This window comes from Azospirillum halopraeferens DSM 3675 (assembly GCF_000429625.1).
Taxonomy (GTDB): domain Bacteria; phylum Pseudomonadota; class Alphaproteobacteria; order Azospirillales; family Azospirillaceae; genus Azospirillum; species Azospirillum halopraeferens.
Genome location: NZ_AUCF01000009.1, coordinates 132,123 through 158,255, shown reverse-complemented (window position 1 = coordinate 158,255; position 26,133 = coordinate 132,123). Strand labels below are relative to the sequence as shown.

The following is a 26,133-nucleotide window of genomic DNA, read 5'->3' as shown; positions in this document are numbered from 1 at the left end:
GGCGATTCGCCGAACGGCTTCCGCCGACCGCGACGGCGGACCGGTCGCAGGTAACGCCGAAGAGGCGTTGGCCACGGCGGCACCTTTGGACGATGATCGCCGTTGTTGCGGGGGCGCCGGCGGTACGGCCGGCGCCGGCAGCGGAAAGGGAGCACCGAATGGCGCATTATCTGGTCACCGGGGGCTGCGGCTTCATCGGATCGCACCTGGCCGACCGGTTGCTGGCCGACGGGCATCGCGTCACCATCCTCGACGATCTGTCCACCGGCCGGCTGGAGAACAAGCCGGCGGCGGCCCGCCTGGTGGTCGGCGACGTGGCGGACGCGGCGGCGGTGCGCGAGGCCGCCGATGCCGTCGACGGCATCTTCCACCTCGCCGCGGTGGCCTCGGTGCAGCGCTCCAAGGAGGCGTGGAGCGACACCCACCGCACCAACATGATGGGCACCGTCACCGTGTTCGAGGCGGCCCGCACCGCCGGAGCCGGCGCGCCGGTGCCGGTGGTCTACGCCTCCTCGGCCGCCGTCTACGGCGACAACCCCGTCACTCCGCTGGGCGAGGACGCGGAGACCCGGCCGCTGTCGGCCTACGGCGCCGACAAGCTGGGCTGCGAACTGCACGGCCGCGTGGCCTGGTCGATCCACGGCGTGCCGACGGTGGGCTTCCGCTTCTTCAACGTCTACGGCCCGCGCCAGGACCCGCGCTCGCCCTATTCCGGCGTCATCTCCATCTTCGCCCAGCGCATCGCCCGCGGCCGCGACCTGGACATCCACGGCGACGGCGAGCAGGTGCGCGATTTCGTCTATGTCGGCGACGTGGTGGAGTTCCTGGCCGCCGCCATGGAGCGCCGGCCGCGCGGGGCCGGCATCTTCAACCTGTGCACCGGCCGGCCGACCAGCATCGCCATGCTCGCCTCCGTGCTGGAGGAACTGGCGGGCTACCGGGTGGGTCGCATCCACCACCCGGCCCGGCCCGGCGACATCCGCGTGTCCATCGGCGATCCCGCGCGCCTGCGCGCGGCCTTCGGCATGGGCTGCCGCACCGGGCTGCTGGACGGGCTGGCGGCTACGCTGGACCGGGTTCCGGCGTGAGCACCACCCCCAGTTCCCCGGCGATGCGCCGCGCCGCCTCCCCGGCGGCGGCGGCCACCGCGGGGGTCAGCGACTCGCCGAAGTCGAAACGCCCCCCCTCGATCCCGTAGACGATCAGGACGGGCGGCAGGCGGTTCAGGGCGCGCGCCGTCTCCACCGCCTCGGCCACGCCGAACAGGTGGCTGGAACAGCGCAGCAGGTCGCGCGGCAGCGCCTGCGCCGTGGCGTCCAGGCGCACCAGGGTCCCCGGAGCGGCGCCGGAGCGGGTGGCGTCCACCAGCACCACCCGCTCCGCCCCCTCCCAGGCGGCCATCAGCCCCGCCCCTTCGCCCGAATGCTCCGCCGCCGCCACCCCGGCCGCGGCCAGGCGGTCGGCGACCCGGGGGCCCACCCCGTCGTCGCTGCGCAAACGGTTGCCGATGCCGAGGACGAGCGTGCCGGACCACGCGGGGCTCATGCCGCCGCCTCCCGCGGATGGTCGCCGCCGGCCAGCGACCCGGACAGCAGCTCCGCCACCAGCCGGGCCCCGTCACCCGCTCCCGGCGCGGCGAGCAGCGCCAGTTCCGTGTCGGGCAGGGCCGGCAGCCCGTCGGCCGGGCCCAGCACCCGTGCCCCCGCCGGCAGGGAGGAGCGCGCCAGCACCCCGACCCCCAGCCCGGCCAGCACCGCCGCTTGCACCCCCGACAGGTTGGGGCTGGAGTAGGCGACCCGCCAGCGCCGGCCGGCGGCGTCCAGCTCGTGCACCGCCCGGTGGCGGTAGACGCAGCCCAGCGGGAACAGGACCAGCGGCAGCGGGTCGTCCCGGTGCACCTCGTGACCGGCACCGGCGGCCCAGCACAGCGGCTCCCGCCACACGGCGGTGGCGCCGGGCCGGCCCGGTTCCTGCTTCAGCAGCGCCACGTCCAGCTCGCCCGTCTCGAAGCCGTGGCGAAGCCGCACGCTGATGTCGCAACGCACGTCCAGCCGGTAGCGCCGGTTGCGCCGGGCGAAGGCGGACAGCACGGCGGGCAGCCGATCCACCGCATAGTCCTCCGGCACGCCGACCCGCACCACCTCCACCGCCTCGCGGCCGGTGGCCAGCGCGGCGCGCGCCTCGTCGTTGAGGGTCAGCAGGCGGCGGGCGTAGGCCAGCAGCCGCTCCCCCTCGTCGGTCAGGGCGACGGAGCGGGTGCCGCGCTCCAGCAGCGTCACCCCCAGCGCCTCCTCCAGCCGGCGGACCTGCTGGCTGATGGTGGACTGGGTGCGGTGCACCCGCTCCCCGGCCCGGGTGAAACCGCCGGTTTCGACCACCGAGACGAAGGTGCGCAACAGGGTCAGGTCCAGTTCGGCCATCGCCATTCATCCATTTTGTGAATGGATTCGATCATACCATTTCATTTCCCAATGCGATACCCCGCGCCCAGTCTCTTCCCTGCGACAACGACGGAGGGAGCGATGACACGGGCCATGGCCGGCACGGTGCCGGCAGGGGAACAGGCGGCGGGGGAGCGCAGCACCGGGGCGCCGCTGTCCCTGGTGGTGCCCTTCTGCCTGGGGTGGAGTTCGGCGTTCGCGGTGGGCAAGATCGCCCTGGCCGACGCGCCGCCGCTGCTTATGCTGTCGGTCCGCTTCCTGCTGGCCGGCGCGGTGCTGCTGGCCGCCGCCGCCGCGCTGGGGCACCTGCGGCGGCTGGACGGACGGGGCTGGCTGGTTCTGGCGGCACTCGGCGTCGTCAACACGGCGCTCTATCTGGGGCTCTGCTTCGTGGCCATGGAGACGGTGTCCTCGGGGCTGGTGGCGATCATCGTCAGTTCCGCCCCGGTGCTGACCGCTGCGGTGGCGGCGCCGCTGCTGGGCGAGCGGCTGACCGCGGCCAAGGGGGCGGGGCTGGTGCTGGGGGTGCTGGGCGTCGGGATCATCGTGCGCGGGCGGCTGAACGGCGGGGCCGACGATCCCGCGGGCATCCTGCTGGCGGTGGGGGCGCTGGTCGCCATGGTGGCGGGGACGCTCCTGTACAAGCGCCACGCGCCGCCGGCCGGGCTGGCGGTCAACGGCGGTGTGCAGACGCTGGCCGGCGGGGTGGTGCTGCTGCCGGTGGCGCTGGCGCTGGAGGATGCGGGCGCCGTCACCCTCACCGCCTCGCTCGGCCTGTCGCTGGCCTATCTGGTGGTGGTGGTGTCGATCGGCGCGCATCTGCTGTGGTACGCGCTGATCGCCCGCACCACGGCGACGGCGGCCAGCGCCTACCACTTCCTGATGCCGCCGCTGGGCCTGCTGTTCGGCTGGGCGCTGCTGGGCGAGCCGGTGCACCTGCCCGACCTGCTCGGCATCGTGCCGGTGGCGATCGCCATCCGGCTGGTGACCCGGCCTACTCCCGCTCAACCGTGAGGGTGAGGAAATGGGTGGCGCAGGAGATGCAGGGGTCGTAGTTGCGGATCGCCTGCTCGCAGCGCCACTTGAGCTGATCGTCGGGCAGGTCGAGGTTGGCCGCCACCACGCCCCACAGGTCGCGCTCGATCTGTTTCTGGTTCTGCGCGGTGGGGGGGACGATGCGGGCGGTGAGGATGCGCCCCTCGGCGTCCAGGTCGTAGCGGTGCCAGCAGATGCCGCGCGGCGCCTCGGTGCAGCCGGTGCCGCTGCCGGCGCGCACCGTGACGGGGGCGGACGGCGGCGCCGGCTCCTCGTACGCCTCGGCCAGCTTCAGCGCCTCCTCGCAGGCGTACAGCGTCTCCACCGCCCGCACCAGGATGCTCTGGAACGGGTTGCGCACGACGCGGCCCAGACCGGCCTCGGCCGCCGCCTCGCGGGCCAGGGGCGAAAGCTGGTCGTGGTTGAGGGCGTAGCGGGCGAGCGGGCCGGTCATGTACGGCCCGCTGCCGTCCTTCAGCACGCCGTGCAGCGCGTTGGAGTGCTTTACGTGCTCCTCGTCGAAATGGTCCTCGAAGGCGCTGACGGGGATGTCGAGGCCGCGGTTGGACACCAGCCGGCCGCGCTCGATGGCGTAGTCCTCGGGATGGTGCAGGGCGACGAAGGTGTAGTCGTATTCGAAGGCGGGGAACTCCAGCCCGGCGAACAGCCTGATGGTGGCCAGGGAGTCGTCCACCGCCCGCTTCAGCGGCTCGGCCAGCCCGCGCACCTCGGCCTTGCGCGGCGCCTTGTAGAAGCCGCCGACCTTCGTGTTCACGGGGTGGACGGCGCGCCCGCCGATCACCTCCAGGATGCGGTTGCCCAGCTTCTTCAGCTCCAGCGCCCGCTCCACCACGCCGGGGTGGACCCTGGCGATCTGCAGGGCATCCTCGAACCCCATGAAGTCCGGCGCGTGCAGCAGGTAGGCGTGCAGCACGTGGCTCTCGATCCACTCGCCGCAGTACATCAGGCGGCGGATGCGGCGGATGGTGTCGGGCACCTCCACCCCCAGCGCCTCCTCCATGGCCAGGCTGGCGCCCATCAGATAGGCGACGGGGCAGATGCCGCAGATGCGCGCGGTGATGTCGGGCGCGTCGGAATAGGGACGACCCTGCAACAGGGCCTCGAAGAAGCGCGGCGGCTCGAAGATGCGGAACTTCACGTCCCGGACCACACCGTTCCGGACCCGGACGTACAACGCCCCCTCGCCCTCGACGCGGGCGAGCGCATCGACCTTGATGGTGCGGGTGCCGGGGGCCGATTCGAGGACGGTCATGGGTTCACCTCTGCGATGTGTCCCGGGATCGTCGCGGCGACGCCTTCGGGGTTGCCGAGGATGCCGGTGTTGATGCCTGCGTGATCGTTCCGGGTTCCCTCCCCCGCCGGAGGCGAGGGAGGGCGGACCTCAGCGCTCATCATGCACGTCCCCCTCCTGCCGGAAGGCTTCGGCGTTGGCGGTGAAGGAGCGGAAGGCCAGGGCCAGGTCACGGCGGTCCAGGCCCAGCTCGCGCAGGCGGTTGGCCAGGCTGGCGGTGTTGGGGGATTCCTTGGGGCCGAAGCAGGCGTAGCAGCCGCGGTCGCAGGCCGGGCACAGGTTGCCGCAGCCGGCCTGGGTCACCGGGCCGAGGCACGGCGTGCCGTGCGCCACCATGACGCAGACGCTGCCGTTCATCTTGCACTCCACGCACTGGCTGTGCGCCGGCACCACCGCCTTGCGGCCGTTCAGGAAGGCGTTCAGCACCTCGAGAAGCTGGTACTTGTTCACCGGACAGCCGCGCAGCTCGAAATCCACCGCCACATGGTCCTGGATGGCGGTGGAGGTGGCCAGCGCGTCGATGTATTCGGGATGGGCATAGACCGCGCGGGTGAACGCCTCCACGTCGCGGAAGTTGCGCATGGCCTGGATACCGCCGGCCGTGGCGCAGGCGCCGATGGTGATCAGCACCTTCGACTGCCGGCGGATCTTGCGGATGCGCGCGGCGTCGTGCGGCGTGGTGATGGAGCCCTCGACCAGCGAGACGTCGTAGGGGCCTTTGATCTCCATGCGTGTCGCTTCGAGGAAATAGGCGATCTCCACCGCCCCGGCGACGGCCAGCAGCTCGTCCTCACAGTCGAGCAGCGAGAGCTGGCAGCCGTCGCAGGACGAGAACTTCCACACCGCCAGCTTGGGCCGGGTGGGCGCGGGTTTGCGGGCATTGGGCATGGCTACAGCTCCCACACGGTGAGCAGCTTCTCCAGCGCGTCGTACCGGTAGACCGGGCCGTCGCGGCACACGAAGGTCGGGCCGAACTGGCAGTGGCCGCAGAAGCCGACGGCGCACTTCATGTTGCGTTCCATGGACAGCCACACATTCTCCCGCGCGGTGCCGCGCTCCACCAGCGCCTCGGCGGCGTAGCGCATCATCACCTCGGGCCCGCACACGAAGGCGACCGCGTCGCGGCGGTCGAAGCCGCCGGCCTTGATCAGGTTGGTCACCACCCCGACCTTGCCGCCCCAGTGGCCGGTGACGCGGTCGACGGTGACGTGCACCGATACGTCGAAGCGGCCCCGCCACTGTTGCAGCTCACGCGCGAACAGCATGTCCTCCGGCGTGCGCGCACCGTAGAGGATGACCACGTTGCCGTACTTCGCCCGCTGGGCCAGCACCCGGTAGATGGCCGGGCGCAGGGGCGCCAGGCCGACGCCACCGGCGACGAACACCGCGTCGTGGCCGTCCGCCACCTCCACCGGCCAGGCGGAGCCGAAGGGGCCGCGGATGCCCACCGTGGCGCCGGGGCCGAGACGGCCCAGCGCCTCCGTCACCTTGCCGACGGAGCGGATGGTGTGCACCAGCACGGACGGGTCGGCGGGATCGCCGGAGATGGAGATCGGCACCTCCCCGACGCCGAAGGTGTAGACCATGTTGAACTGGCCGGGCCGGAAGGCGAAGGGGGTGCCGTCGGCGGCCTCCAGCCACAGGGTGAAGGTGTCCGACAGCTCCCGCTTGGTGCGCAGCACCCGGAAGGGGCGCGGCGTCATGGGGTCCGCGGCGGCTGCGGGGGCGGGGGCGGGGGCGGCCGGCGCGATCACGGCCGGGTCCGGCAGGTCGATTCCCATGGCCGTCCTCCCCTACAGGACCGGGGCCGCGGAGGGCCCGTAGAGGTCCTGAAGCTGCAACCGCGCTGCGGTCAGCCGTTCCGCCATCACCGGCACGAAGCGTTGCAGGAGGCGGTAGCCCATCTCGTGGTTCTCCTCCATCTTCGCGCGCAGGCAGGCGGCGTCCAGGCTGATGGCCCGCACCAGCGTCAGGGCACGGGCGTCGAAGGTGAGCCGGTAGGGCGGCACCAGCCAGGACCAGCCGAGGATGTCGCCGGCGTGCAGCGTCTCCAGCGGCCGGCGGCCGCGGCCGGGGATAGCCACCTCCACCGCCACGTCGCCGTGGCGCAGGATGTAGAAGCGGTCCGCCGCATCACCGGCGCGCAGGATCACCTGCCCCGCCTCGAACCGTTCGTTGCGCGCGCAGCCGGCCATCAGCGCCAGCGCCTCGGCGTCGAACTCCCGGAAGAACGGGTGCTCCCGGAGCAGACGATCCAACCCGTCGACCTGGACCATCGGTCATCCCTCCTTCCGGCTGGTGTGGCCGCCGCCGCCCGACGGTCCGCCGTCGCGGATGGCGCGCGCCTCCTCGGTGATGTCGATGCCGACCGGGCACCAGGTGATGCAGCGCCCGCAGCCGGTGCAGCCCGACGTGCCGAACTGCGCGTGCCAGGTCGACAGTTTGTGGGTGATCCACTGGCGATAGCGCGAGCGCGTCTCGCGCCGGATGCTGCCGCCGTGGATGTAGGAGAAGTCGAGCGTGAAGCAGGAATCCCACCGCCGTTCCCGCACCGTGGTGGTTCCGGCGAGGTCGGTGGTGTCCTCCACGGTGGAGCAGAAGCAGGTGGGGCACACCATGGTGCAGTTGGCGCACGACAGGCAGCGCGCCGCCACATGGTCCCAGCGCGAATGTTCCAGGTTGCCGGCCAGCAGGTCGGCCACGCCCGGCACCATCTCCCGCCCCATGGCGGTGCGGGCGTGCAGCAGCGCCGCCTCGGCCATGGTGAGGTCGCGCATCTCCGCCCGTCGGCCGGGCAACCCCGCCAGCACGGCGGCGCCGCGCTCGCTGCCCGCCTCCACCAGGAAGTCGTGGCGGCCGTCGCCCAGCAGCTCCGTCACCGCCAGGTCGTAGCCGGCCTCCGCCTTCGGCCCGCCGTCCATGGACACGCAGAAGCAGGTGCCGCCGGGCCGCCCGCAGTTGACGGCGACGATGAACGCGGCCGCCCGCCGCGCGGCGTAGCCGCGGTCGGTGTAGTCCGCCGGGCGGCCCGCCGCGTCGGGAGCGGCACCGAACACCCGGTCCTGCACCGCCATCGCCTTCAGCTCGCACGGGCGCACGCCGAAGAAGGCGTAACGCGGTGCTGCCGTGTCGGGCACGGTCACCGCGAAGCCGCCCTCCGCGCCGTCGGCGGTGGCCGACCACAGGGCCTGGCGGGGCGGATAGAGATAGCGTTTCCAGGTGTGGGGCCCCACCGTGGTGCCGAACAGGGCGCCGGGCGCCCCCTCGACCAGCCGGTACCGGCCGCCGTCCTGGTCGTCCGCCAGCCCGATGGGAAGATCGGCGGTGGAGTCGATGGGATCGTAGACAATGGTGCCGTCGCGGGCCTGCGGCCCGATGACCGCATACCCCTCGCCCCGCAGGGTGGCGATGAGGGCGTCCAGGCCGTTGCGGCCAACCACGGCCCGCCGGTCGATCAAGGTGTCCTTGCGATCCATTGGTTCCGTCTCCGCGAAGCGACGCGTCCCTGACAGTATACGCCCCGGAAAGCGTTCGTTAAGCGATTTCGCAATGCAGCATCGCCGATTGTACCGCACCGCGGCACAATGCCGCCCCGGCGACAGATCCCTGTATGATCTCGATGCCGATCTCATATGCGAATGATTATCTCTATACACCGGATTTGAGCTGATCGTCCGTTCGCCGGTGGAAACAATGCTTCCCGGTAGTTTTCCATATGGAACCGTGAACTGGTCCGCCTGCGCCCGGCGCCGCACGGACTCTCGTCATGCAGATTCCGCACAGGGACCACCCCCAACGGCTATAGAAATCAGATCATCCGGTTTCCTAGCCCACAGGAGTTGTCTCGGACCGGCCGAAACGTTGTCCCGTATCGGGTGACCACACCCCTTCTGCATAAATTACATGATCCGATCGCGCGGGAACCATTGCGCCGCCTATCCTTTCTTTTACGCAATGGGGATTTGTCCGGCGCCCCTCACATCTTGCCCACCGCCGGGCGCGATCCCGGATCACGCAAACAACGCGCACACCGATCGACACGCCGGAAGAGGGACACCCCGCTTCCGACGGCGGGCGGTCGTGCGTTCGACGAGGACGAGGGGCATGGACGCGAGCGCCATTCTGTATCCCGCCGGCTGGCACTGGACAAAGACCGAGCTGACCTACTACGTCCACGGACCCCTGGAGGCCTGGACCCCCTACATCCATTCCGCCATGGAGAACTGGGACCGGGTCAGCGGGCTGGACCTGGTTCAGGTCGGCTCGGCGGAGCGGGCGGACATCGAGTTCACCACCCTGGCCGACCTGGACGCACCCCACAACGCCAAGGGCTGGTCGGTGTTCTGGGCCGATGAGGAGCCGCTTCCGGCCATCGTGCGCGGCTTCGTTGGCCTGCCGGACACGCCGGACCTCCACGGCCCCGCCGAATCCCTGTGGATTGCCTTGCACGAGATCGGCCATGTGCTGGGCCTGTCCCATCCCCACCAGCACCATCTGGGGCTCGACGGCGACCATTCCCTGACGGTGATGTCCTATGTCGGGACCGCCGAGGGCCACTTCCCAGCCATGCCCGGCCCGGTGGACGTGGCGGCGGTGCAGCGGCTCTACGGCTTCGACCGCGAACTGACGGGCGACGGCAGCGGTGCCCCGCTGGCCGGCGGCCCCGGCTACGACCTGATCCGCGGCTCGGCGGCGGACGACACCATCCTTGGGCATCAGGGCGCCGACATCCTCTACGGCCACGCGGGCGACGACGTGATCCACGGCGGCCGCGACGACGACACGCTGTTCGGCGGCCGGGGCGACGACCTGCTGATGGGCGGGGCCGGCGACGACGTGCTGCACGGCGGGACCGGCAACGACACGCTGGACGGCGGCACCGGGGCCGACCTCTTCGTCTTCGGGACCGGGGGCGGCGACAACGTGGTCGTCGATTTCGACGCCGCCGCGGGCGACCGCATTGTGCTGGTGATGCACGGCCCCGTGCTCGTGTGGTCGGCGGCGGAGGACGGCAGCGCCCGGCTGGACACCGGCCGGGGCACGACGGTCACGCTGCTGGGCGTCGATCCCGCGTCGGCCGCGGCGGAATGGCTGGCGGCCTGAAGCGCCGGTTGTAAGGAGGGCCATGGATGCGGTAGTTGATCGGGCGACCGCTTCCCGGTCGCCGCCGCGGCCGCCGCCATGGACCTCCGATGATCAGCGTCGTCCTCCGCTCGAAGAACGAAGCCGCCTGGATCGGCCGCTGCTGCACCGCGTTGCGGAATCAGCGCGTGCCGGATATCGAGATCATCCTGGTGGACAACGAGTCCACCGACGACACCGTGCCCATCGCCCGGCGCTTCGGCGCCACGGTCCTGAACATCGGCCGCGCCGAGTTCACCTACGGGCGCGCCCTCAACATCGGCATCGAGGCCGCCCGCCACGAGGTGGTGGCGCTGGTGTCGGCCCACTGCGTGCCGGTGGATGAGCTGTGGGGCGACTACCTGCTGGCCCACCTGGGGCCGGAGGGGGACGAGCGGGTGTGCGGCGTCTACGGCCGTCAGGAGCCGCTGCCCGAGACCTCCTACATGGACCGGCGCGACCTGTGGACCACCTTCCGCGAGGAGCGGGTGCGCCAGCGCAAGGACTATTTCTTCCACAACGCCAATTCCGGCATCCGCAAGTCGATCTGGCGCGACCAGCCCTTCGACGAGGAGATCCGCGGCGTCGAAGACCGCGAATGGGGCCGGCGCATGATCGGTGCCGGCTGGGAGATCGTGTACGAGCCGCACATGCGCGTCTACCACCACCACGGCATCCACCAGGGCCGCGACGAGGGCCGCGCCAAGCGGGTCGCCGAAGTCATCGAGATCATCCGGAGTTCCAGGTGATGGCCGCCCCTGACCCGTCCCCCATCGTGCTGGTTCCCGTGCTGGCCGGCGGCCGCACCGACCGGCTGCTGGAGCCTCTGGCCGGCCGCTCCAGCCTGGAACGCACCCTGGCGGCGGCGGTGGAGGAGCTGCCCGGCGCCACCGTCGCCGTGACCACCGACGCGGACGAGGTGAAGGCGGCGGCGCGCGCCTTCGGCCGCGGCGTCGTGGTCCACGACCGCACCGTCCACGACTACGTTCCCGCCCTGCTGGCGGCGATGAACGACCTGCGGCCGGACGCGGCGGTCGTCGCCGTGCTGGAAGCCACCCACCCCTTCCGCCCGCGCGGCCTGGTGGGGCGCACGGTGGAGAACCTGCGGGCCCGCCCGCACCTGGACAGCGTGGTGTGCGTGCGCCAGTTCAAGGCCAACCTCTGGCATCTCGACGCCGACGACACCATCACCGCGCTCAGCCCCGGCGGCGACCACCGCGACCGCACCTATTACCAGGAGATGGTGGGCCTCGGCCTCGCCACCCGCCCGCACCTGCTGCGCCACGGCCGGCGGCTGGGCGACTCCGTCGGGTTCGAGGTGGTGGACCGCTTCTGGGGCCTGGTCGACATCCGTGATTCGGTGAGCCTGGCGGTCGCCCGGGTGATCGCCGGCGAACTCGAAAGCCTGGAGGACAGCATCCAATGAGCCGCGTCATCGCCATCCTCCCCGCCCGCGGCGGCTCCAAGGGCTTGCCCGGCAAGAACGTGCTGCCCGTCGGCGGCAAGCCGCTGATCGCCCATTCGGTGGAGCACGCGGTGCAGTCCGGCGTGTGCGACCGGGTGCTGATCACCACCGACAGCGAGGAGATCCGCGACGCTGCCGTCGCCGCCGGCGCCTGGGCGCCCTTCCTGCGCGACCCGTCGCTGGCGGAGGACCTGACCCCCACCGAGCCGGTGCTGAAGGACGCGCTGGAGCGGGCCGAGGCGGTGGACGGACCCTTCGACATCGTGGTCTTCCTGCAGCCCACCGACATCTTCCGCGACCCCGCCTGGATCACCCGCGCGGTGACCCTGCTGAAGGAGCGGCCGGAGCTGGAGAGTGTCTTCGCCGCCTACAAGACCCACAAGAACTTCTGGTACCGCACGCCGGAGGGCGAACTGAAGCGGGTCTTCGACTGGATGGCCGTCTACGGGCCGCGCCAGACCCGCACCCCCATCTACCGCGAGGACACCGGCCTGGCCTGCGCCAGCCGGTCGGACCTGATCCGCAGCGGCCGCCGCATCGGCGACCGGGTGGAGATCGTCGAGGTGACGGACACCGCGTCGGGCATCGACATCCACGACGCCTTCGACCTGTGGCTGGCCGACCAGGCCTACCGCTATCTGAAGGAGAAGGGCGGCCGCTGACCGCCCCCGCCGGCCGCCGCCCATGTGGAAAAGCGTCGTCGCGCTGCTGGTCGTCGCCCTGCTGCCGTGGTGGGCCTCCACCCTGGCCCACCGGATGGGGGTGCGCGGCGACTTCGCCCGGACGCTGTTCGGGGCGGCGCCCGACGAGGCGGTGTGGGAGGATCTGGCACCGCCCGCCGGCTGGCGGGAGGACGCCTATCTCGCGGCCTATGCCGACGTGGCCGACGCCGTCCGGCTCGGCGATTTCTCCAGCGGGTACGAGCATTACCGCCTGTTCGGCCGCGCCGAGGGCCGCACCGCCGGCCTGTACCCCCCTGCCCCGGACTCCGCCGAACCGCAGACGGCCGAGGCACCGGAGCCCGCACCGGCCGCCCCGGTTCCGGCGATGGCTGAACCGGCACCATCCGCAGGGCCCCCGGCCCCGGCCCTTCCCGCCCCCGCGTCACCCCCGCCCGGGTCTGACATCCGCTATGTGATCCGCAGCGGCGGCACGCTGGCGCGGGTGGCGGAGGTGACCGGCTACACCTCCGCCACGCTGCGCGCCGCCAACCCCGAGCTGCCCGACGTCTGGCTGCCCGCCGGCACGGAGGTGCGCCTGCCCGCCCGGGCCGCGGCCGCGCCCCCCGCACCGCCACCCGCGGCGGTGCCTGCGCGCCCGCCGGAGCCGCCGGCCGCCGTGGCGGTGACCGTGGCCGTGCCGCCGCCCAAGCCGCGGCCGCCGCAGCCCGCTCCGGCACCCCAGGCCGCCGCGCCGATGCCCGCTCCGGCCACGGCCGCCGCACCGGGTTCGGCGGTCACGGCCCTGCGCTTCGGCACCCATCCCGACGCCACCCGCATCGTCCTCGACCTGTCCGGCCCGGCGGAGCGGCCGGCGCCTCGCCAGGCGGACCCCCGCACGCTGATCGTCGATCTGCCGCACGTGGCCTGGACGACCGCCCGCCGCGGCACCCTGGCGCGTGCCGCCCCGGCACTGGCCTTCCGCGCGGAACCCCTGGCAAGCGGCGGCACCCGGCTGACGCTCAGCGGCGACGGCGCCATTCGCGTGAAGTACGCCGCGCACTTTCCGCCGTCCGGCGAGCGCGGGCACCGCATGGTGATCGACGTGACGGGAGGGCCCTGACGGCGGCGGGCGCTACCCGCCGACCAGCCGCCGCAGATCCTGCGCCAGCCGGGCGATGGGGGTGTCCCAGTCACCGTCGACGGTGCAGCGGACGAGGCGCAGGCTCGGGTACCAGGGGCAGTCCTCGCCACGGTCGAACCAGAACCACAGGGGCGTGCGCGGCAGCAGGACCAGGCCGGGGCGCCCCAGGGCGCCGGCCATGTGGGCGTTGATGCCGGCGATGGTCACCACCGCGTCCAGGGCGGCGATCTGGGCCGCCAGATCCTCCGGATCGTCGCGCAGGGCCGGGTTGGGATTGGGCCACAGGTTGGTGCGGCCGCCGGCGCGGGCGGCGGCGATCTCCTCCGCCGCGTCGGTGTACTGCAGGCTGACGAACCGCACGCCGGGCACCGCCAGCACCGGCGCCCAGCGCTCCAGCGCGATCGACTTGCGGCCGCCGGTGCGCGGGTTGCCGCTGGTCCAGGCCAGGCCCACCGTGCGGCCGGGCCCCGCGGCCGCGAAGGCGGCGCGGTGGCGGCGCACCCGCTCCGGGTCGGGCCGCAGATAGCCGGCGTGCGGGCGGAAGGACGCGGCGTCCGACCGCAGCAGCACCGGCAGGCGCATGGTGGAGCTTTGCGCCGCGATCTCCGGCGCCAGGGTGCGGGGGTCCGGCGGGTCGGTGCGGGGAACCACCGTCACCGCCGGCCAGGAGCGGGCAAACAGCCCGACGAAGCGGACGTCCGTCTCCAGCACCACCGAAAGACCGCGGGCCAGCACCTCGTCCAGCAGCCCGGCCATGATGATCTCGTCGCCCACCCCGAACTCCCCCCACAGCAGCAGGCGGCGCCCGGCCGGCAGGGTTCCGCCGTCCCACAGGGGAACCGGAAAACGGTGTTGGCGCAGCTCCGGGTCGGGCCGGCGCCAGCGCTGGTCGTAATCGGGGTATCCCGCCGCCAGCTCGCCGCGCAGCAGCCGGGTCCAGCCGCGCACGTAGAGCGCCCGGGGATCGTCCGGCCGGCGGGCCAGCAGCCGGTCCACCTCGGCCATCGCCTGGTCGGGGCGGCCGTCCTCCTGCAAGGCCATCATCCGGTTGGCGCGGGCGTCGTCATCGCCGGAGTCGGCGGCCAGGGTGCGAGCGTACAGATCCGCCGCCAGGTCGGCGCGCCCGCGCTGATGGGCGATGACGCCCAGTTCGAACCAGGTCCGCACCGGGGCGTCGCCGCAGGCGGCGGCGCGGCGGTACAGGGCTTCGGCACCGCCGTCGCCGCGGCGGCGGGCCAGCAGTCCCAGATTGTACCAGGCATGGCCGTAGGCCGGCGCCAGCGCCGCCGCCCGCCGCAGCACATGCGCCGCGCCGTCGTCGTCGCCGGCATCCATGCGGAGCGGACCGAGGTTGTTGTGTGCCCGTGCGTCGTCCGGCGTCAGGACCGCCACCCGGCGCAGGACCGCCTGCGCGCCGGCACCGGCGCCGGCCGCCCGGAGCGCCTGCCCCAGGTTGGCCAGCGCCCCGGCATGGGTGGGCTCGTCGACCAATGCCAGGCGGTGGCAGGCCGCAGCCCGCGCGCCGTCGCCGAGGCGGCCGTACGCCACGCCCAGGTTGTAGTACACCCGTGCGGAGCGGTCGCCGAGGCGCAGCGCCTCCTCCAGCAGGCGGCCGGTCTCGGCGAAAGCGCCGCGCCGCGCGGCCGCAGCGGCCGCGGCGATCAGGCCGGCGGCCACCGCCCCGGCCTCAGGGTGCGCCGAAGCCGGTGGGGCGGCGGCGCGCCGCCACGTCCCCGATCAGCTTCATCTGGGCGGGGATGCAGACGCCGCGCAGATCGTAGCGGTCCTGCACGGTGCGGCGCGCGGCGGCGCGCAGGTCGGCCATGCGCTCCGGGTTGTCGAGCGCCTCGTCGAGCCGGTCGGCGACCGCCCGCGGGTTCCAGAAATCCACCAGCAGACCGTTGCGGCCGTCCTCGATCACCTCCTGCACCGGGGCGGTGGCGGAGCCGATGATCAGGCAGCCCGTCGCCATGGCCTCCAGCATCGACCAGGAGAGCACGAAGGGGTAGGTCAGGTAGACGTGCGCCCGCGAGATGCGCAGGACGCTGAGGAAGCGGTCGTAGGGGACGCGGCCCAGAAAGTGCACGCGCGTCGGGTCGATGCGCACCTCGGCCAGCATCTTCTCGCGCCAGTTGGGCGCGTCGGCCGGTGCGGTGCCGTAGCTGACCTCGTCGCCGCCGACGATGATCACGTGGGCGTTCGGGCGGCGGCGGCACACCTCCTCCAGCGCCTTCATGAAGGTGGGGAAGCCGCGGTACGGTTCCAGGTTGCGGGCGACGTAGGTGATCACCTCGTCCCGCGCGCTCAGCACCCGGCCGTCGGGCAGCGTCAGCGTGGCCGCCGGGTCGGGGCGGCAGAGGTCGGTGTCGACCCCCTCATGGATCACGGAGATGCGCTCCCGGAAAACCTCGGGGTGCAGGCTCCACTGCCAGCGGGTGGGGGTGATGCCCCAGTCCATGGCTTCCATGCCGATCAGCATGTGGGCGTTGCGGCAGCGGGTGCGCGCCATCTTGTCCACGTCGGCCGCCTGCTCGGGGTCGAAGCCGATGTCGGCCCCGACGGCGCGGTAGTAGAACTCGCAATAGGCCAGCATCGGGCTGTCGGGAAAGGCGTCCCGGATGAACATCGCCTCGCCCCAGCCGGTGTGGGCGCAGATGACGTCGGGCACGAAACCGCGCTGGCGCAGCCCCAGCGCCGCCCGCACCACCCCCTGGCCGTACAGCACGTGCCCTTCGAGTTGGCGCAGGTAATGGTGGGTCGACGGGTGCGGTTCGCGGGACGGCTTGTACGCCGCCTTGATCACGCCGGGCATGTCCGGCTTGCCGTCCTTGGTGATGAAGGCGACCTGGTTCGATGGATCATCGGCCAGCAGCCGCGCCAGGTGCTTGTACTGCCCCGGCATGTTCTGGTGGATGAACAGGATCTTCATGGTCGGGCCGTGCGGTGTCCGCTGCTGCGAATTCGGGGCGCCGCCGGAAGCCGGTGAAGAAACGGCTGGTTCCCGACGCGGCTCAGGGCTATACACTGTCGCCCATGAACGGATCAATGCGCGATGAGCGCACGGCGACCGCCCGCCCGCAAAGGGCAGCAATGCGCGCCGCCGACGCGATTGGCGTCGATGAAAAGGGGTGGTCGCGCGTAAGTCTTAATTGGCACTGCGAAAGGCCCTGCCCCTTTCGCCCGCCGATTCCGTATGATGCGATGATCCCGGCACCACCCCCGGACCACGAGCCCAGGAACCGACGAGTATGAGCGTGATCGGCAAGAAGCCAGCTCCGGCCGCCACCGCCGGCGAGGACCTGATACGCCAGGTGTTCAGCGCCAGCCGCAGCGCGTTCATCGCCGCCGGCGTGTTCAGCCTGGTCGTGAACCTGTTCATCCTGGTGCTGCCGCTTTACATGTTCTCGGTGTTCGACCGGGTGCTGAACAGCCACAGCCTGGCGACGCTGGCGTTCCTGTTCCTGATCGCCAACTTCGCTCTGCTGATCCAGCTCGGCGTCGACGTGGCGCGCTCGCACGTGCTGATCCACCTCAGCGCGTGGATCGACCGGCGCCTCAGCCCGGCGCTGCTGAACGCCTGCATCGCCAACGCGCTGATCCGCGGCAACCCGCGCGGCATCGACGCGCTGAACAAGCTGAACGCCCTGCGCAGCTTCCTGTCGGGCCAGCAGATCTACGTGATCATGGACGCGCCGTGGATCCCGGTGTTCCTGGCCGTGCTGTTCGTCCTGAACTTCTGGATCGGCGTGGTGGCCGTCATCGGCTCCGCCATCCTGGTGCTGCTGACGCTGGCCAACAACTGGGTCACCCGCCCGGCCCTGGCCCGCGCCAACCGGGCGCACGCCAGCGCGACGAAGCGGGTGCAGGCGGCGGTGCGCAACGCCAACGTCGTGGAGTCCATGGGCATGACCCCCGCCGTGCTGGCGCGCTGGAGCGAGCGCAACGCGGAGGTCCTGCACGAGCAGGGATCGGCCAGCAAGAAGGCGGCCTTCATCTCCGCCACCTCCAAGTACGCGCGCATGGCGATCCAGATGAGCATCATGTCCACCGCCGCGCTGGAGATCATCACGCCGGGCAGCACGCTGACCGGCGGCGCCATGATGGCGGCGACGATCCTGGCCGGCCGCGCCCTGATGCCGCTGGAGCAGATCATCTCCAACTGGCGCGGGCTGAAGGACGCCCAGCAGAACTACAAGGAGCTTCAGGACATCCTGCGCCGCACCGCGGGGCGCCCGCGCGCCACGGTGGTGCCGCCCAACCCCAAGGGCCTGCTGACGGCCGAGAACGTGTGGTTCCATCCGCGCGGCGCGGAACGTCCGGTGCTGTCGCGCGTGTCCTTCACGGTGGAGCCGGGGCAGGTGCTGGGGGTCGTCGGCCCGTCCGCCGCCGGAAAGTCGACGCTGGCCCACCTGCTGGTCGGCCTGCAGCCGCCGACCCAGGGCAACGTCCGCCTGGACGGCGCCGACATGGCGTCCTGGCCGGCGGAGGATCTGGGCCGTTACATCGGCTACCTGCCGCAGGACGTGGAGCTGTTCGGCGGTCCCCTGCGCGACAACATCTGCCGCCTGGACCCCGACGCCACCCCGGAATCCATCATCGAGGCGGCCGAGCTGGCCGGCCTGCACGAGATGATCATGCACATGCCCCGCGGCTACGACACGGACGTGGGCGACGGGGCGGCTCTGCTGTCGGGCGGCCAGCGCCAGCGCGTGGGCCTGGCCCGCGCGCTGTACGGCAACCCGCGCCTGCTGGTGCTGGACGAGCCCAACGCCAGCCTCGACACGGCGGGCGAGCAGGCGCTGCTGAAGGCCGTTCTGGCCGCCAAGGAGCGAGGATCCGCCATCATCATCATCGCCCATCGCCCCAGCATCCTGGCGGTGGCCGACAAGGTGATGGTGTTGCAGAACGGCACCATCCAGCGCCTGGGCGACCGCGATCAGATCCTGCCGCTGATCACCGGCCAGAAGCCGCCGGCGGCACCCGCCCCCAACGTCACGATGATCTCCAAGCAGGCGAACGGGTAACCAGCCATGAGCCGCAGCCTCACCCCGGCCATGGGGACCCTGCCGGTCCCCGCGTCCGCCGCCCCGCCGACCACCATCCGGTCGGAGCCGGTCCCCTGGCGCCGCGCCAGCCTGGTCGGCTACCTGATCATCATCCTGTTCTTCGGTGGGTTCGGCGGCTGGGCGGCGATCGCGCCGCTGGGCAGCGCCGTCATCGCCATGGGCAGCCTGCGCGTCGACACCGCGCGCAAGACCGTGCAGCCCGCCGCCGCCGGCGTGGTCGCCGAGATCCTGGTCCGCGAGGGGCAGCAGGTGCAGGCCGGCGACGTGCTGGTGCGCCTGGACCGTGTCCGCGCCGAGGCGGAACTGGAGATGGTGCGCAACCAGTACTACGCCCACCGCATCCAGGAGGCCCGTCTGCTGGCGGAGCGTGACCGCCTGCCGGCCATCGTCTTCCCCGACGAGATCCTGGCCCTACGCAACGACACCAACGTCGCGAACATGGTGGAGGCGCAGTCCAACGTCTTCCACAGCCGCCGCTCCACGCTGGAGGGCCAGACCCGCATCCTGCAGGAACGGATCGCCCAGACGCGCACGGAGATCGAGGCGTTCCGCGGCCAGCGGGAGTCGCTGGTCAAGCAGCTCGGCCTGATCGGGCGCGAGACCGCCGGCGTGCGCGAACTGCACGACAAGGGGCTGGAGCGGCTGCCGCGCCTGCTGGCCCTGGAACGCAACCTGGTCAGCCTGGAAGGCCAGATCAGCACCACCGACGCGTCCATCGCCCGCGCCCAGCAGCGCATCGGCGAGATGGAGCTGCAGATCATCGACCTGCGCCAGCAGTTCGACCGCGACGTGGCCAATGAACTGCGCGCCATCGGCATCACCGTCAACGATCTGCGCGAACGGCGGGTCATCGCCGAGGACACGCTGAAGCGCCTCGTCATCACCGCCCCGCGGTCGGGGAAGGTGGTCGACCTGAAGATCCACACCGTCGGCGGTGTCGTCGGTGGCGGCCAGGTGCTGATGGACATCGTGCCGGACGACGAAGAGCTGATCGTCGAAGCCCGGGTCAATCCGCGCGACATCGACAACGTGGTCATCGGGTCCGACGTCCAGGTCCGCCTGACCTCCTTCAGCCAGCGCTACACCCACCCGATCAAGGCGTCGCTGTTCTCGGTGTCCGCGGACTCCGTGACCGACACGGCGACGGGCCAGCCCTATTACCGGGCGTTGATCAAGCTGGACAAGGAGTCGCAGCAGACCATCCTGCCGGATGTGGAGCTGACCTCGGGCATGCCGGCGACGGCGCTGATCTCGGTCGGCGAGCGCACGCTGCTCACCTACTGGCTGAGCCCGCTGCTGCAGAGCTTCGAACTGGCGCTGCGCGAACCCTGACACGGCCGGACCATGATCACGTCGATTCTGTTCCGGCCGTCAGACCCGGCAGATCAATGCCGTGGCATTGATCGAAAAGGGCATACGGACGGCATCATACAGATGCCGTCCGTGTGATCGCCGGCCATCCCGTCCCATCGAACGTCAACCGGAACAAACATGCCGGCGCGCCGCATCCTGTACGTCACCGACAACCCGGAAAAGCCGACCGGGGGCACCATCATCGCCCGTGAACATGTGCGCATCCTCGTGCGCAACGGATTCGACGCGGCGCTGCTGGTGCGGCGGGACATGCAGCCGGACTATTACGACGCCGGCGTCCCGGTGATCGCCATGGGGGAGTCCTTCACCCCCGACGCGGCCGACATCCTGGTGATCCCCGAGCCATGGAACGATGTTCTCACGGCCATGGCGGACAAGCCGGGACGCAAGGTGGTGTTCTGCCAGAATCACCATTACGTCTATTACGGGCTGGGTGCAGGCGGCAGTTACGACCGCTTCAACGTCTCCACCGTGTTCTCCTGCGGTCAGGTCATCGCCGGGTATCTGCGCACCACCCTGGGACTGGCGCGCGTCCCGGTGGTGCACAACGGCATCGACACCGACCTTTTCCGCCCCGAGCGCAACAAGCGGCGGCAGATCGCGGTGATGCCCCGCAAGATGCCGGTGGAGGCCAACTTCATCCGCGAGACCTTCCGCCGCCGCCATCCGCGCTATGCCCGGCTTCCCTGGGTGACGATCGACGGCGTGCCCCGCCGCGAGGTCGCCCGCATCCTGGCGGAGACCCCGGTGTTCCTCGCACTGGGGCGGCTGGAGGGGTTCGGCCTGCCACCGCTGGAGGCGATGGCCTCGCTCAGCCTGGTGGTGGGCTTCACCGGCGGCGGCGGTGACGAGTTCGCCACAGCCGACAACGGGTTCTGGTGCCGCGCCGAGGACTGGATCGGCTGCGCCGACGCCCTGGCCCGCGCCATGGACCTGTGCGAAAATCCCGTACCCGAATCGTCCCGCCGTCTCAAGGCCGGGCTGGCGACCGCCCGCCGCTACGGGCTGGACCGCATGGAGCGGGAGTTGCTGGCGTTCTGGCGGGAAGAGACGGAGCTGTGAGCGGAACCACCGAACGCTCGGTGTCCCTGCGCGATGCGATGGCCCTGGGCAAGCGAACCATGGCCCGGGGCGAATACGAGCGGGCGGCCGAGTTGTACCGGCAGATCATCCGCGCGCGGCCCGACCACATCCCGGCCCTGGCGGAACGGGCACGCGCCCTTCAGCACCTCTACCGGTTCGACCTGGCCACCGGGCTGCTCGGGACCGCCTTGGCGCAACGTCCGGACTCGGCCAAGCTGTGGTTCAACCTGGGAAATGCGCGGCGCGGCGCCGGCGATCAGGACGCTGCCCTGGACGCCTACCGTCGGGCGGTGGCGCTCGCCCCGAACGAGGATGAGATGCAGGTCGGCCTTGGCCTGGCGCTGATGCAGGCGGGGGCGTGGAGCGAGGGCTTTGCCCATTACGAACGGCGCTACGCCCGCCGGGAGTTCCTGAAATGGATGGAAAGCGCCGGCCGGCCGGTGTGGTCGGGTGAGGCGTTGGACGGACGGACCATCCTGCTGGTGGCCGAGCAGGGGATCGGCGACACCATCCAGTTCGTGCGGTACGCGGGCCTTCTGGCGGATCGGGGTGCCCGGGTGGTGGTCAACTGCCAGCCTCCCCTGCGCGCCCTGCTGGAGACGGCGCGCGGTGTCAGCGCGGTGGCGACGGGGCGTCTGAACGGCTTCGATACGGCCGAGATGCTGATGAGCCTGCCGGCCCGCTTCGGCACCACGCCGGACACCGTGCCCGCCCCGATCCCCTACCTTGCCGCACCGGCCACGCCGGCCGTCACGCTGCCGGACCGCGGGCGGCCGCGGGTCGGTCTGGTGTGGGCCGGCAACCCCCGCCATGTGCGCGATGCGTGGCGCAGCATTCCCTTCAGCACCTTCGCCCGGCTGCTCGATGTGCCCGGCATCGACTTCTACGCCCTGCAGAAGGACGCGGTGGCGGACGATCCCCGCATGGAGCCCCTGGGGCCGCGCCTGGCCGACTTCGCCGTGACGGCGTCGGTCGTCGCCCAACTCGACCTGGTCATCACGGTGGACACGTCGGTGGCCCACCTGGCGGGTGCCATGGGCAAGCCCGTGTGGATTCTGCTGGCCGCCCGGTCGGATTGGCGCTGGCTGACGGGACGATCCGATTCCCCCTGGTATCCCACCGCCCGGCTGTTCCGCCAGGAGGCTCTGGGCGACTGGCCGCCGCTGATCGAGGCGGTGGCCGCGGCCCTGGCCACCCGGCCGGGTCGCTGATACGGCTTCCGCAGATCCGTAGGATCTGTTGGAAGCCGTATGACCGGTCCGCCCCTCAGCGGGTGGCCAGCCAGGCGTCCAGTTCGCCGCGCACAGTGGTCAGCGTTTGCTCCCACGGGGCCAGGGGATGGCGGAAGAACAGCCGCATGCTCGGGCACCAGGGGATATAGGGCATGCCGAACTGCTGCCAGATGCGCGACACCTCGGACGTGCGGAACACCCAGGTGGGCACGCCCAGCGCGCCGGCCATCCAGGCCACCGAGATCAGCGGGGTCACCACCAGATCCAGCGCCGCGGTCAGCGCCATCACGTCGTCCAGGTCGTTCTTCAGGTCGATGCCTTCGGGGTGGATGAAGCGGAAGCCGTGCCGGGCGCTGAGACCCGCGAAGGCGTCCAGCTCCTCGTCCGCGGTGGAGTATTGCAGGTTCACCACGGCAACGCCGTCGCCGAAGACACGGGCGATCTCGTCGGGAGCGAGGTACTGCATGTCACGCGTGCGGGTGTGCAGGGCGCTGCGCCAGGAGATCCCCACCAGCGGGCGTCCCCCGGCCCGCTCGGCCAGCCATGCCCGCCAATGGGCCAGCCGCTCCGGGTCGACGCGGAGATAGCCGTCGGTGCGAACGTACGGCCGGCCGGCCAGGTGACAGGTCCGGTTGATCTGCTCCCGCGTCTCCACCCAGAAGAATTTCGGCAGGTGCCCCGCCGGCAGCTTGTAGCGGATGTCGGGGGCCAGAGCCCGGGAATCGGGACGCAGGGAGCGGGGGACGAATTCGATCGCGGGAAAGCTGCGGGCGAACAGCGGGATCAGGCGGGGATCGCAATCGACCACCAAACGGCGGGCACGTCCGGAGAGGTGGTGCAGGTACCAGGAGAACATGACCTCGTCCCCCATCCCCTGCTCCATGTAGACCACCAGCCCGGCGGTGCTCAGATCCTGTCCGGTCCATTCCCGCTGGGGGAAGGCCCGCTTCGGCGACGGGAAATCGGGCAGGGCAAAACGCCAGTCATAGAGCTGGAAGCCTTCCCGGATCTCGCCGACCATCAAAAGCGTCAGCGCCAAATTGTGGTTGGCCTCGATGTAACGGGGATCGATGGCCAGGGCCTTGCGGAAGCAGTCGATGGACTCACTGAACAAGCCCTGGCCGCGCAGCACGATCGCCAGGTTCAGCCACGCGGATTTGCTCGCATCGTTCAGGCGCAGCGCGGTGCGCACGGCCGCTTCCGCCTCGTCCAGCCGGAACTGGATGGACAGGGAAACGCACAGCGCGTTCCAAGCCTTGGCGTAGCCCGGATCAATGCGGACGGCCCGGCGCAGGTGGCGCTCCCCCTCCTCCGCGTGCGACATCTCGTTCAACGTATGGCCGGCGTTGTAGAGAAGCGACGTGTTCGTGGGGTCCCGCAACAGGGCGGCCCGTAGATAGCGAACAGCCAAGTCCTTGTCGCCGGCGGCCTTGATATGGACCGCCATGTTGTTCCACACGGCGATGTCGGCCGGACCGGTGTCGAGCACCGCACGCGCCACCGCAACGATGTGAGCCGGACGTTTCAGGGCGAGCAGGCTGGTGATGAGCCGCTCCGCCAGAGACACATTCGCCGGGTCGGCGCGATGGGCGGCACCCAGCAAGTCCGCGGCGCCCACATGATCGCCTTGTGCGTGCAGGATGGAACCGGCCGCACGCCCCGCCTCCGGCGCGAACGCCGGATCTTCGGCCGCTTGCCGGAAGTGACGGACGGCATCCTGCCGGTTGCCCAGAGCCTCGTGGGCCCTGGCGAGTTGCATGTGAACCTCGGCGTTCGCCGGCTCCCGCTCCAGGAGCGGCGTCAGGACACCGATCACGTCGGCGTGCCGTCCCTGCGCCATCATACGGCCGCCGAGCAGTCGGCGCGCCCCGGTGTGCGCGGGGTCGACCGCCAGCGTCCGGTCCAGGAACGCCCCTGCGCGATGCTCGTCACCCCGTTGCAGAAGGCTCATGGCCGCAAGGAACGACGCTTCGGCGTCGAGGACCGCAATCCCTCCGGCGGATAGGCCGGACACGGCCCCGGCCACGCCGTCCGCATCACCCGCCGCGAACAGCACCTTGACGAGACGGGCCCGTGCCGCGGGATGATCGGGAAAGCGGTCGAGCAGCACCCGGTAAGCGGCGGCCGCCCCGGTTCGGTCACCCGCCAACTCCAGCGCCTGCGCCAGATTGAGTGCCGAGGTCGGCCCCTTATCCTGCTCGGTGGCCGCGGTGTAGAGCCGCACCGCCTCGGCCGGGCGCTTGCGGCGAATCGCGATGGCACCCAGAAGGTTCAGGGCGCCGACGGACGCGGGATCGGTGTCCAGGCACGCCCTGGCCAGGGCCTCCGCCCGGTCAACCTCGCCGGTGCGCAGGGCTTGGCGTGCCGCTTCGATGGTGGGATCGTCGCTTTCAGTTCGATTCGTCAGCAGGGTCATGCCTCGTCCACTCGCCCGATGTCATACGCGTCGCCGCCGGCCACCATACGGCAAAACGGCGCGGGAGCGGTGGGAACAGAACGAAACAACCGCACCCTTGCCACAAAAAAAGAGGGGGCGCCCCGAAGGACGCCCCCCTTTCCCGGTTCGGGTCCCTTGCGGGGATCAGAACTGGAAGTCGTCGAGGTCCAGCGTGCTCACGCCCTGGACTTGCAGCGTCAGGTACTGACCGTTGCCCTGAACGAGAACGGTGATCTGGTTGACGCCCGTCGAGTTGTACATGATGGTCGTGGTGTTGGCGACCGGCGACGCGATGAACGCCGAGCCCGGACCAACGGCGAACACCGTGCCGGCAGAGCCGAAGCCCGACAGAACGATCTTGTCGAGACCGTCCTGGAAGCCGTAGATCTGCGCCACGGCCGTCGCGGCGGCAATGCTGGTGGTGCCGGTGAACGCGAAGCGATCCGCACCGTCGCCGCCGTACATGGTGTCGACGCCACCGAAGTGACCGCCGACCAGCGTGTCGTTGCCGTCGCCGCCGTACATCACATCGGAGTCGGAACCACCGACGATGTAGTCGTTGCCGCCACCACCATACAGGATGTCGTTGCCGGCGCCGCCGACCAGCGTGTCGCTGCCGTCATCGCCGTACAGCAGATCGGCGCCGCTGCCACCGGTGATGACGTCGTTGCCGTCGCCACCGAACAGCGTCACGTTGCCGGTCGCGCCGACCGCGTCGATGGTGTCGTTGCCCGCGGCGCCATACGCGACACCGCCCGCACCGCCGGTGAAGGCGATGTAGTCGTTGCCGGCATCGCCGTACATCAGGTTCGCCGCACCGCTGTTGGCGATCAGGGTGTCGTTGCCATCGCCACCGAACAGGGTGTCGTTGTCAGCGCCACCGACCAGGCTGTCGTCACCCAGGCCACCGTACAGGAGGTCGGCACCGTCATCGCCGAGCAGCGTGTCGTTGCCCTGGCCGCCGAACAGCGTGTCGTTGCCCTGGTCACCGCTCAGGAAGTCGTTGCCGGCGTCGCCGTACAGCACGTCAGCCTCGGAGCCGCCGACCAGCAGGTCGTTGCCGTCGCCACCCCACAGGGTGTCGCTGCCCGCGCCGCCGTAGAGCGTGTCGTTGCCGAGGTTGCCGTAGAGCAGGTCCGCACCGGTGTTGCCGCTGAGGATGTCGTTGCCCTGGCCGCCGAACAGCGTGTCGTTGCCGTCACCGCCGTCGATGGTGTCGTTGTCCATCTGGCCGTACAGCACGTCGTTGCCGGCATCGCCGAACAGCGCGTCGTTGCCCTGGCCGCCGAACACGGTATCGGCACCGGCGCCACCGTAGACAAGGTCGTTGCCCAGGTTGCCGTAGATCAGATCGTCGCCGTCTTCGCCGTACAGGGTGTCGTTGCCCTGGCCGCCGAAGATGGTGTCGGCGTCAACGCCGCCGTAGATCAGGTCGTTGCCGAGCTGGCCGTACAGGACATCGTTGCCGCTGTCGCCGGAAATGGTGTCGTTGTCCTGGCCGCCGAACACGGTGTCGTTGCCCGCGCCGGCAGAGATCAGGTCGCTGCCCTGGTTGCCGTAGAGGACGTCGGCGCCATCGAGGCCGAGAATGGTGTCAGAACCGGCCAGGCCGGTGATCGTATCGGCGCCAGAGGTCCCGGTAAGGCTCTCGCTCGACGTGGTACCCGTGATATTCGCCATTTCTTTCAACTCCCGTAAGCTTCGAAGCTATTGCGAGTATTGTTGGGGGGCTGAACCAGAGATCAGCTCCAACCGGAACCAAAT

22 protein-coding genes are annotated in these 26,133 nt (G+C 71.0%); 11 read left to right on the top strand and 11 right to left on the bottom strand.

The annotated features are described in order from the left end of the window. Positions 1 to 158: 158 nt before the first annotated feature. Positions 159 to 1,088: an NAD-dependent epimerase/dehydratase family protein gene (locus G472_RS0110185; protein WP_029008302.1), complete on the top strand. Its 930-nt coding sequence runs from the start codon at positions 159 to 161 to the stop codon at positions 1,086 to 1,088. On the opposite strand, the gene G472_RS39750 is transcribed toward G472_RS0110185, so the two are convergent. Then, the gene (locus tag G472_RS39750; protein ID WP_029008301.1) at positions 1,063 to 1,545 is read right to left on the bottom strand and encodes a hydrogenase maturation protease; all 483 of its coding nucleotides are present in this window, start codon (positions 1,543 to 1,545) and stop codon (positions 1,063 to 1,065) included. The genes G472_RS0110185 and G472_RS39750 overlap by 26 nt on opposite strands. Further along, positions 1,542 to 2,420: a LysR substrate-binding domain-containing protein gene (locus G472_RS39745; RefSeq protein ID WP_051340655.1), complete on the bottom strand. Its 879-nt coding sequence runs from the start codon at positions 2,418 to 2,420 to the stop codon at positions 1,542 to 1,544. The genes G472_RS39750 and G472_RS39745 overlap by 4 nt, the downstream gene beginning before the upstream one ends. A 102-nt stretch (positions 2,421 to 2,522) precedes the next feature. Here G472_RS39745 and G472_RS32365 point away from each other — a divergent pair, with 102 nt between their 5' ends. Continuing rightward, the gene (locus G472_RS32365; RefSeq protein WP_211100173.1) at positions 2,523 to 3,455 is read left to right on the top strand and encodes a DMT family transporter; all 933 of its coding nucleotides are present in this window, start codon (positions 2,523 to 2,525) and stop codon (positions 3,453 to 3,455) included. Here G472_RS32365 and G472_RS0110165 read toward each other — a convergent pair. The 5 genes from G472_RS0110165 to G472_RS32360 all read right to left on the bottom strand — a co-directional run bounded on the left by G472_RS0110165 (position 3,436) and on the right by G472_RS32360 (position 8,264). Next, on the bottom strand, positions 3,436 to 4,749 hold the full coding sequence (locus tag G472_RS0110165) for a Ni/Fe hydrogenase subunit alpha (RefSeq protein WP_029008300.1): 1,314 nt from the start codon (positions 4,747 to 4,749) through the stop codon (positions 3,436 to 3,438). The two genes, G472_RS32365 and G472_RS0110165, sit on opposite strands and share 20 nt — an antisense overlap. Before the next feature lie 129 nt (positions 4,750 to 4,878). Next, complete coding sequence (locus G472_RS0110160; protein WP_029008299.1) at positions 4,879 to 5,676, bottom strand: NADH-quinone oxidoreductase subunit B family protein; 798 nt, start codon at positions 5,674 to 5,676, stop codon at positions 4,879 to 4,881. A gap of 2 nt (positions 5,677 to 5,678) precedes the next feature. Then, positions 5,679 to 6,569: an FAD/NAD(P)-binding protein gene (locus G472_RS0110155; RefSeq protein WP_051340654.1), complete on the bottom strand. Its 891-nt coding sequence runs from the start codon at positions 6,567 to 6,569 to the stop codon at positions 5,679 to 5,681. Positions 6,570 to 6,581: 12 nt separating this feature from the next. Then, positions 6,582 to 7,064: a cyclic nucleotide-binding domain-containing protein gene (locus tag G472_RS0110150; RefSeq protein WP_029008297.1), complete on the bottom strand. Its 483-nt coding sequence runs from the start codon at positions 7,062 to 7,064 to the stop codon at positions 6,582 to 6,584. Between the two features lie 3 nt (positions 7,065 to 7,067). Continuing rightward, positions 7,068 to 8,264 (bottom strand): 4Fe-4S dicluster domain-containing protein, encoded by a 1,197-nt coding sequence (locus tag G472_RS32360; protein WP_035691814.1) that lies wholly within the window; start codon positions 8,262 to 8,264, stop codon positions 7,068 to 7,070. Positions 8,265 to 8,892: 628 nt separating this feature from the next. On the opposite strand from G472_RS32360, the gene G472_RS36995 reads away from it, so the two are divergent. From G472_RS36995 to G472_RS36990, 5 genes are all read left to right on the top strand, one after another. Continuing rightward, positions 8,893 to 9,891, top strand: a complete 999-nt coding sequence (locus G472_RS36995; RefSeq protein WP_051340653.1) for a matrixin family metalloprotease — start codon at positions 8,893 to 8,895, stop codon at positions 9,889 to 9,891. 89 nt (positions 9,892 to 9,980) lie between these two features. Next, positions 9,981 to 10,658, top strand: a complete 678-nt coding sequence (locus G472_RS32350; protein ID WP_051340652.1) for a glycosyltransferase family 2 protein — start codon at positions 9,981 to 9,983, stop codon at positions 10,656 to 10,658. Beyond that, positions 10,658 to 11,335 carry an NTP transferase domain-containing protein gene (locus tag G472_RS0110130; RefSeq protein WP_029008296.1) on the top strand — a complete coding sequence of 226 codons (678 nt, stop codon included), beginning with the start codon at positions 10,658 to 10,660 and terminating at the stop codon, positions 11,333 to 11,335. Before G472_RS32350 ends, G472_RS0110130 begins: the two co-directional genes overlap by 1 nt. Beyond that, a complete protein-coding gene (locus G472_RS0110125) occupies positions 11,332 to 12,036 on the top strand; it encodes an acylneuraminate cytidylyltransferase family protein (protein ID WP_029008295.1) in 705 nt (234 codons plus the stop codon). Before G472_RS0110130 ends, G472_RS0110125 begins: the two co-directional genes overlap by 4 nt. A gap of 22 nt (positions 12,037 to 12,058) precedes the next feature. Then, positions 12,059 to 13,156 carry an AMIN domain-containing protein gene (locus tag G472_RS36990; RefSeq protein ID WP_029008294.1) on the top strand — a complete coding sequence of 366 codons (1,098 nt, stop codon included), beginning with the start codon at positions 12,059 to 12,061 and terminating at the stop codon, positions 13,154 to 13,156. 12 nt (positions 13,157 to 13,168) lie between these two features. Here G472_RS36990 and G472_RS36985 read toward each other — a convergent pair whose 3' ends face one another. Together G472_RS36985 and G472_RS0110110 are read right to left on the bottom strand one after the other, a co-directional pair. Beyond that, a complete protein-coding gene (locus tag G472_RS36985; RefSeq protein WP_029008293.1) occupies positions 13,169 to 14,854 on the bottom strand; it encodes a tetratricopeptide repeat protein in 1,686 nt (561 codons plus the stop codon). Positions 14,855 to 14,864: 10 nt separating this feature from the next. Next, positions 14,865 to 16,106 (bottom strand): glycosyltransferase family 4 protein, encoded by a 1,242-nt coding sequence (locus tag G472_RS0110110; RefSeq protein ID WP_029008292.1) that lies wholly within the window; start codon positions 16,104 to 16,106, stop codon positions 14,865 to 14,867. Positions 16,107 to 16,425: 319 nt separating this feature from the next. On the opposite strand from G472_RS0110110, the gene G472_RS32335 reads away from it, so the two are divergent. From G472_RS32335 to G472_RS32320, 4 genes are all read left to right on the top strand, one after another. Beyond that, complete coding sequence (locus tag G472_RS32335) at positions 16,426 to 18,201, top strand: type I secretion system permease/ATPase (protein WP_084536555.1); 1,776 nt, start codon at positions 16,426 to 16,428, stop codon at positions 18,199 to 18,201. A gap of 6 nt (positions 18,202 to 18,207) precedes the next feature. Continuing rightward, on the top strand, positions 18,208 to 19,575 hold the full coding sequence (locus tag G472_RS32330; protein WP_051340651.1) for an HlyD family type I secretion periplasmic adaptor subunit: 1,368 nt from the start codon (positions 18,208 to 18,210) through the stop codon (positions 19,573 to 19,575). A 159-nt stretch (positions 19,576 to 19,734) separates the two neighbouring features. After that, positions 19,735 to 20,679, top strand: coding sequence for a glycosyltransferase (locus G472_RS32325; RefSeq protein WP_035691813.1), 945 nt, complete (start codon positions 19,735 to 19,737; stop codon positions 20,677 to 20,679). Further along, positions 20,676 to 21,911, top strand: coding sequence for a tetratricopeptide repeat protein (locus G472_RS32320; RefSeq protein ID WP_051340650.1), 1,236 nt, complete (start codon positions 20,676 to 20,678; stop codon positions 21,909 to 21,911). Before G472_RS32325 ends, G472_RS32320 begins: the two co-directional genes overlap by 4 nt. Before the next feature lie 55 nt (positions 21,912 to 21,966). On the opposite strand, the gene G472_RS0110085 is transcribed toward G472_RS32320, so the two are convergent. Together G472_RS0110085 and G472_RS32315 are read right to left on the bottom strand one after the other, a co-directional pair. Further along, entirely contained in the window at positions 21,967 to 24,348 is a 2,382-nt protein-coding gene (locus G472_RS0110085; protein ID WP_029008291.1) for a tetratricopeptide repeat protein, read from the bottom strand. A 165-nt stretch (positions 24,349 to 24,513) separates the two neighbouring features. Continuing rightward, a complete protein-coding gene (locus G472_RS32315; protein ID WP_051340649.1) occupies positions 24,514 to 26,049 on the bottom strand; it encodes a calcium-binding protein in 1,536 nt (511 codons plus the stop codon). Between the last annotated feature and the right edge of the window lie 84 nt (positions 26,050 to 26,133).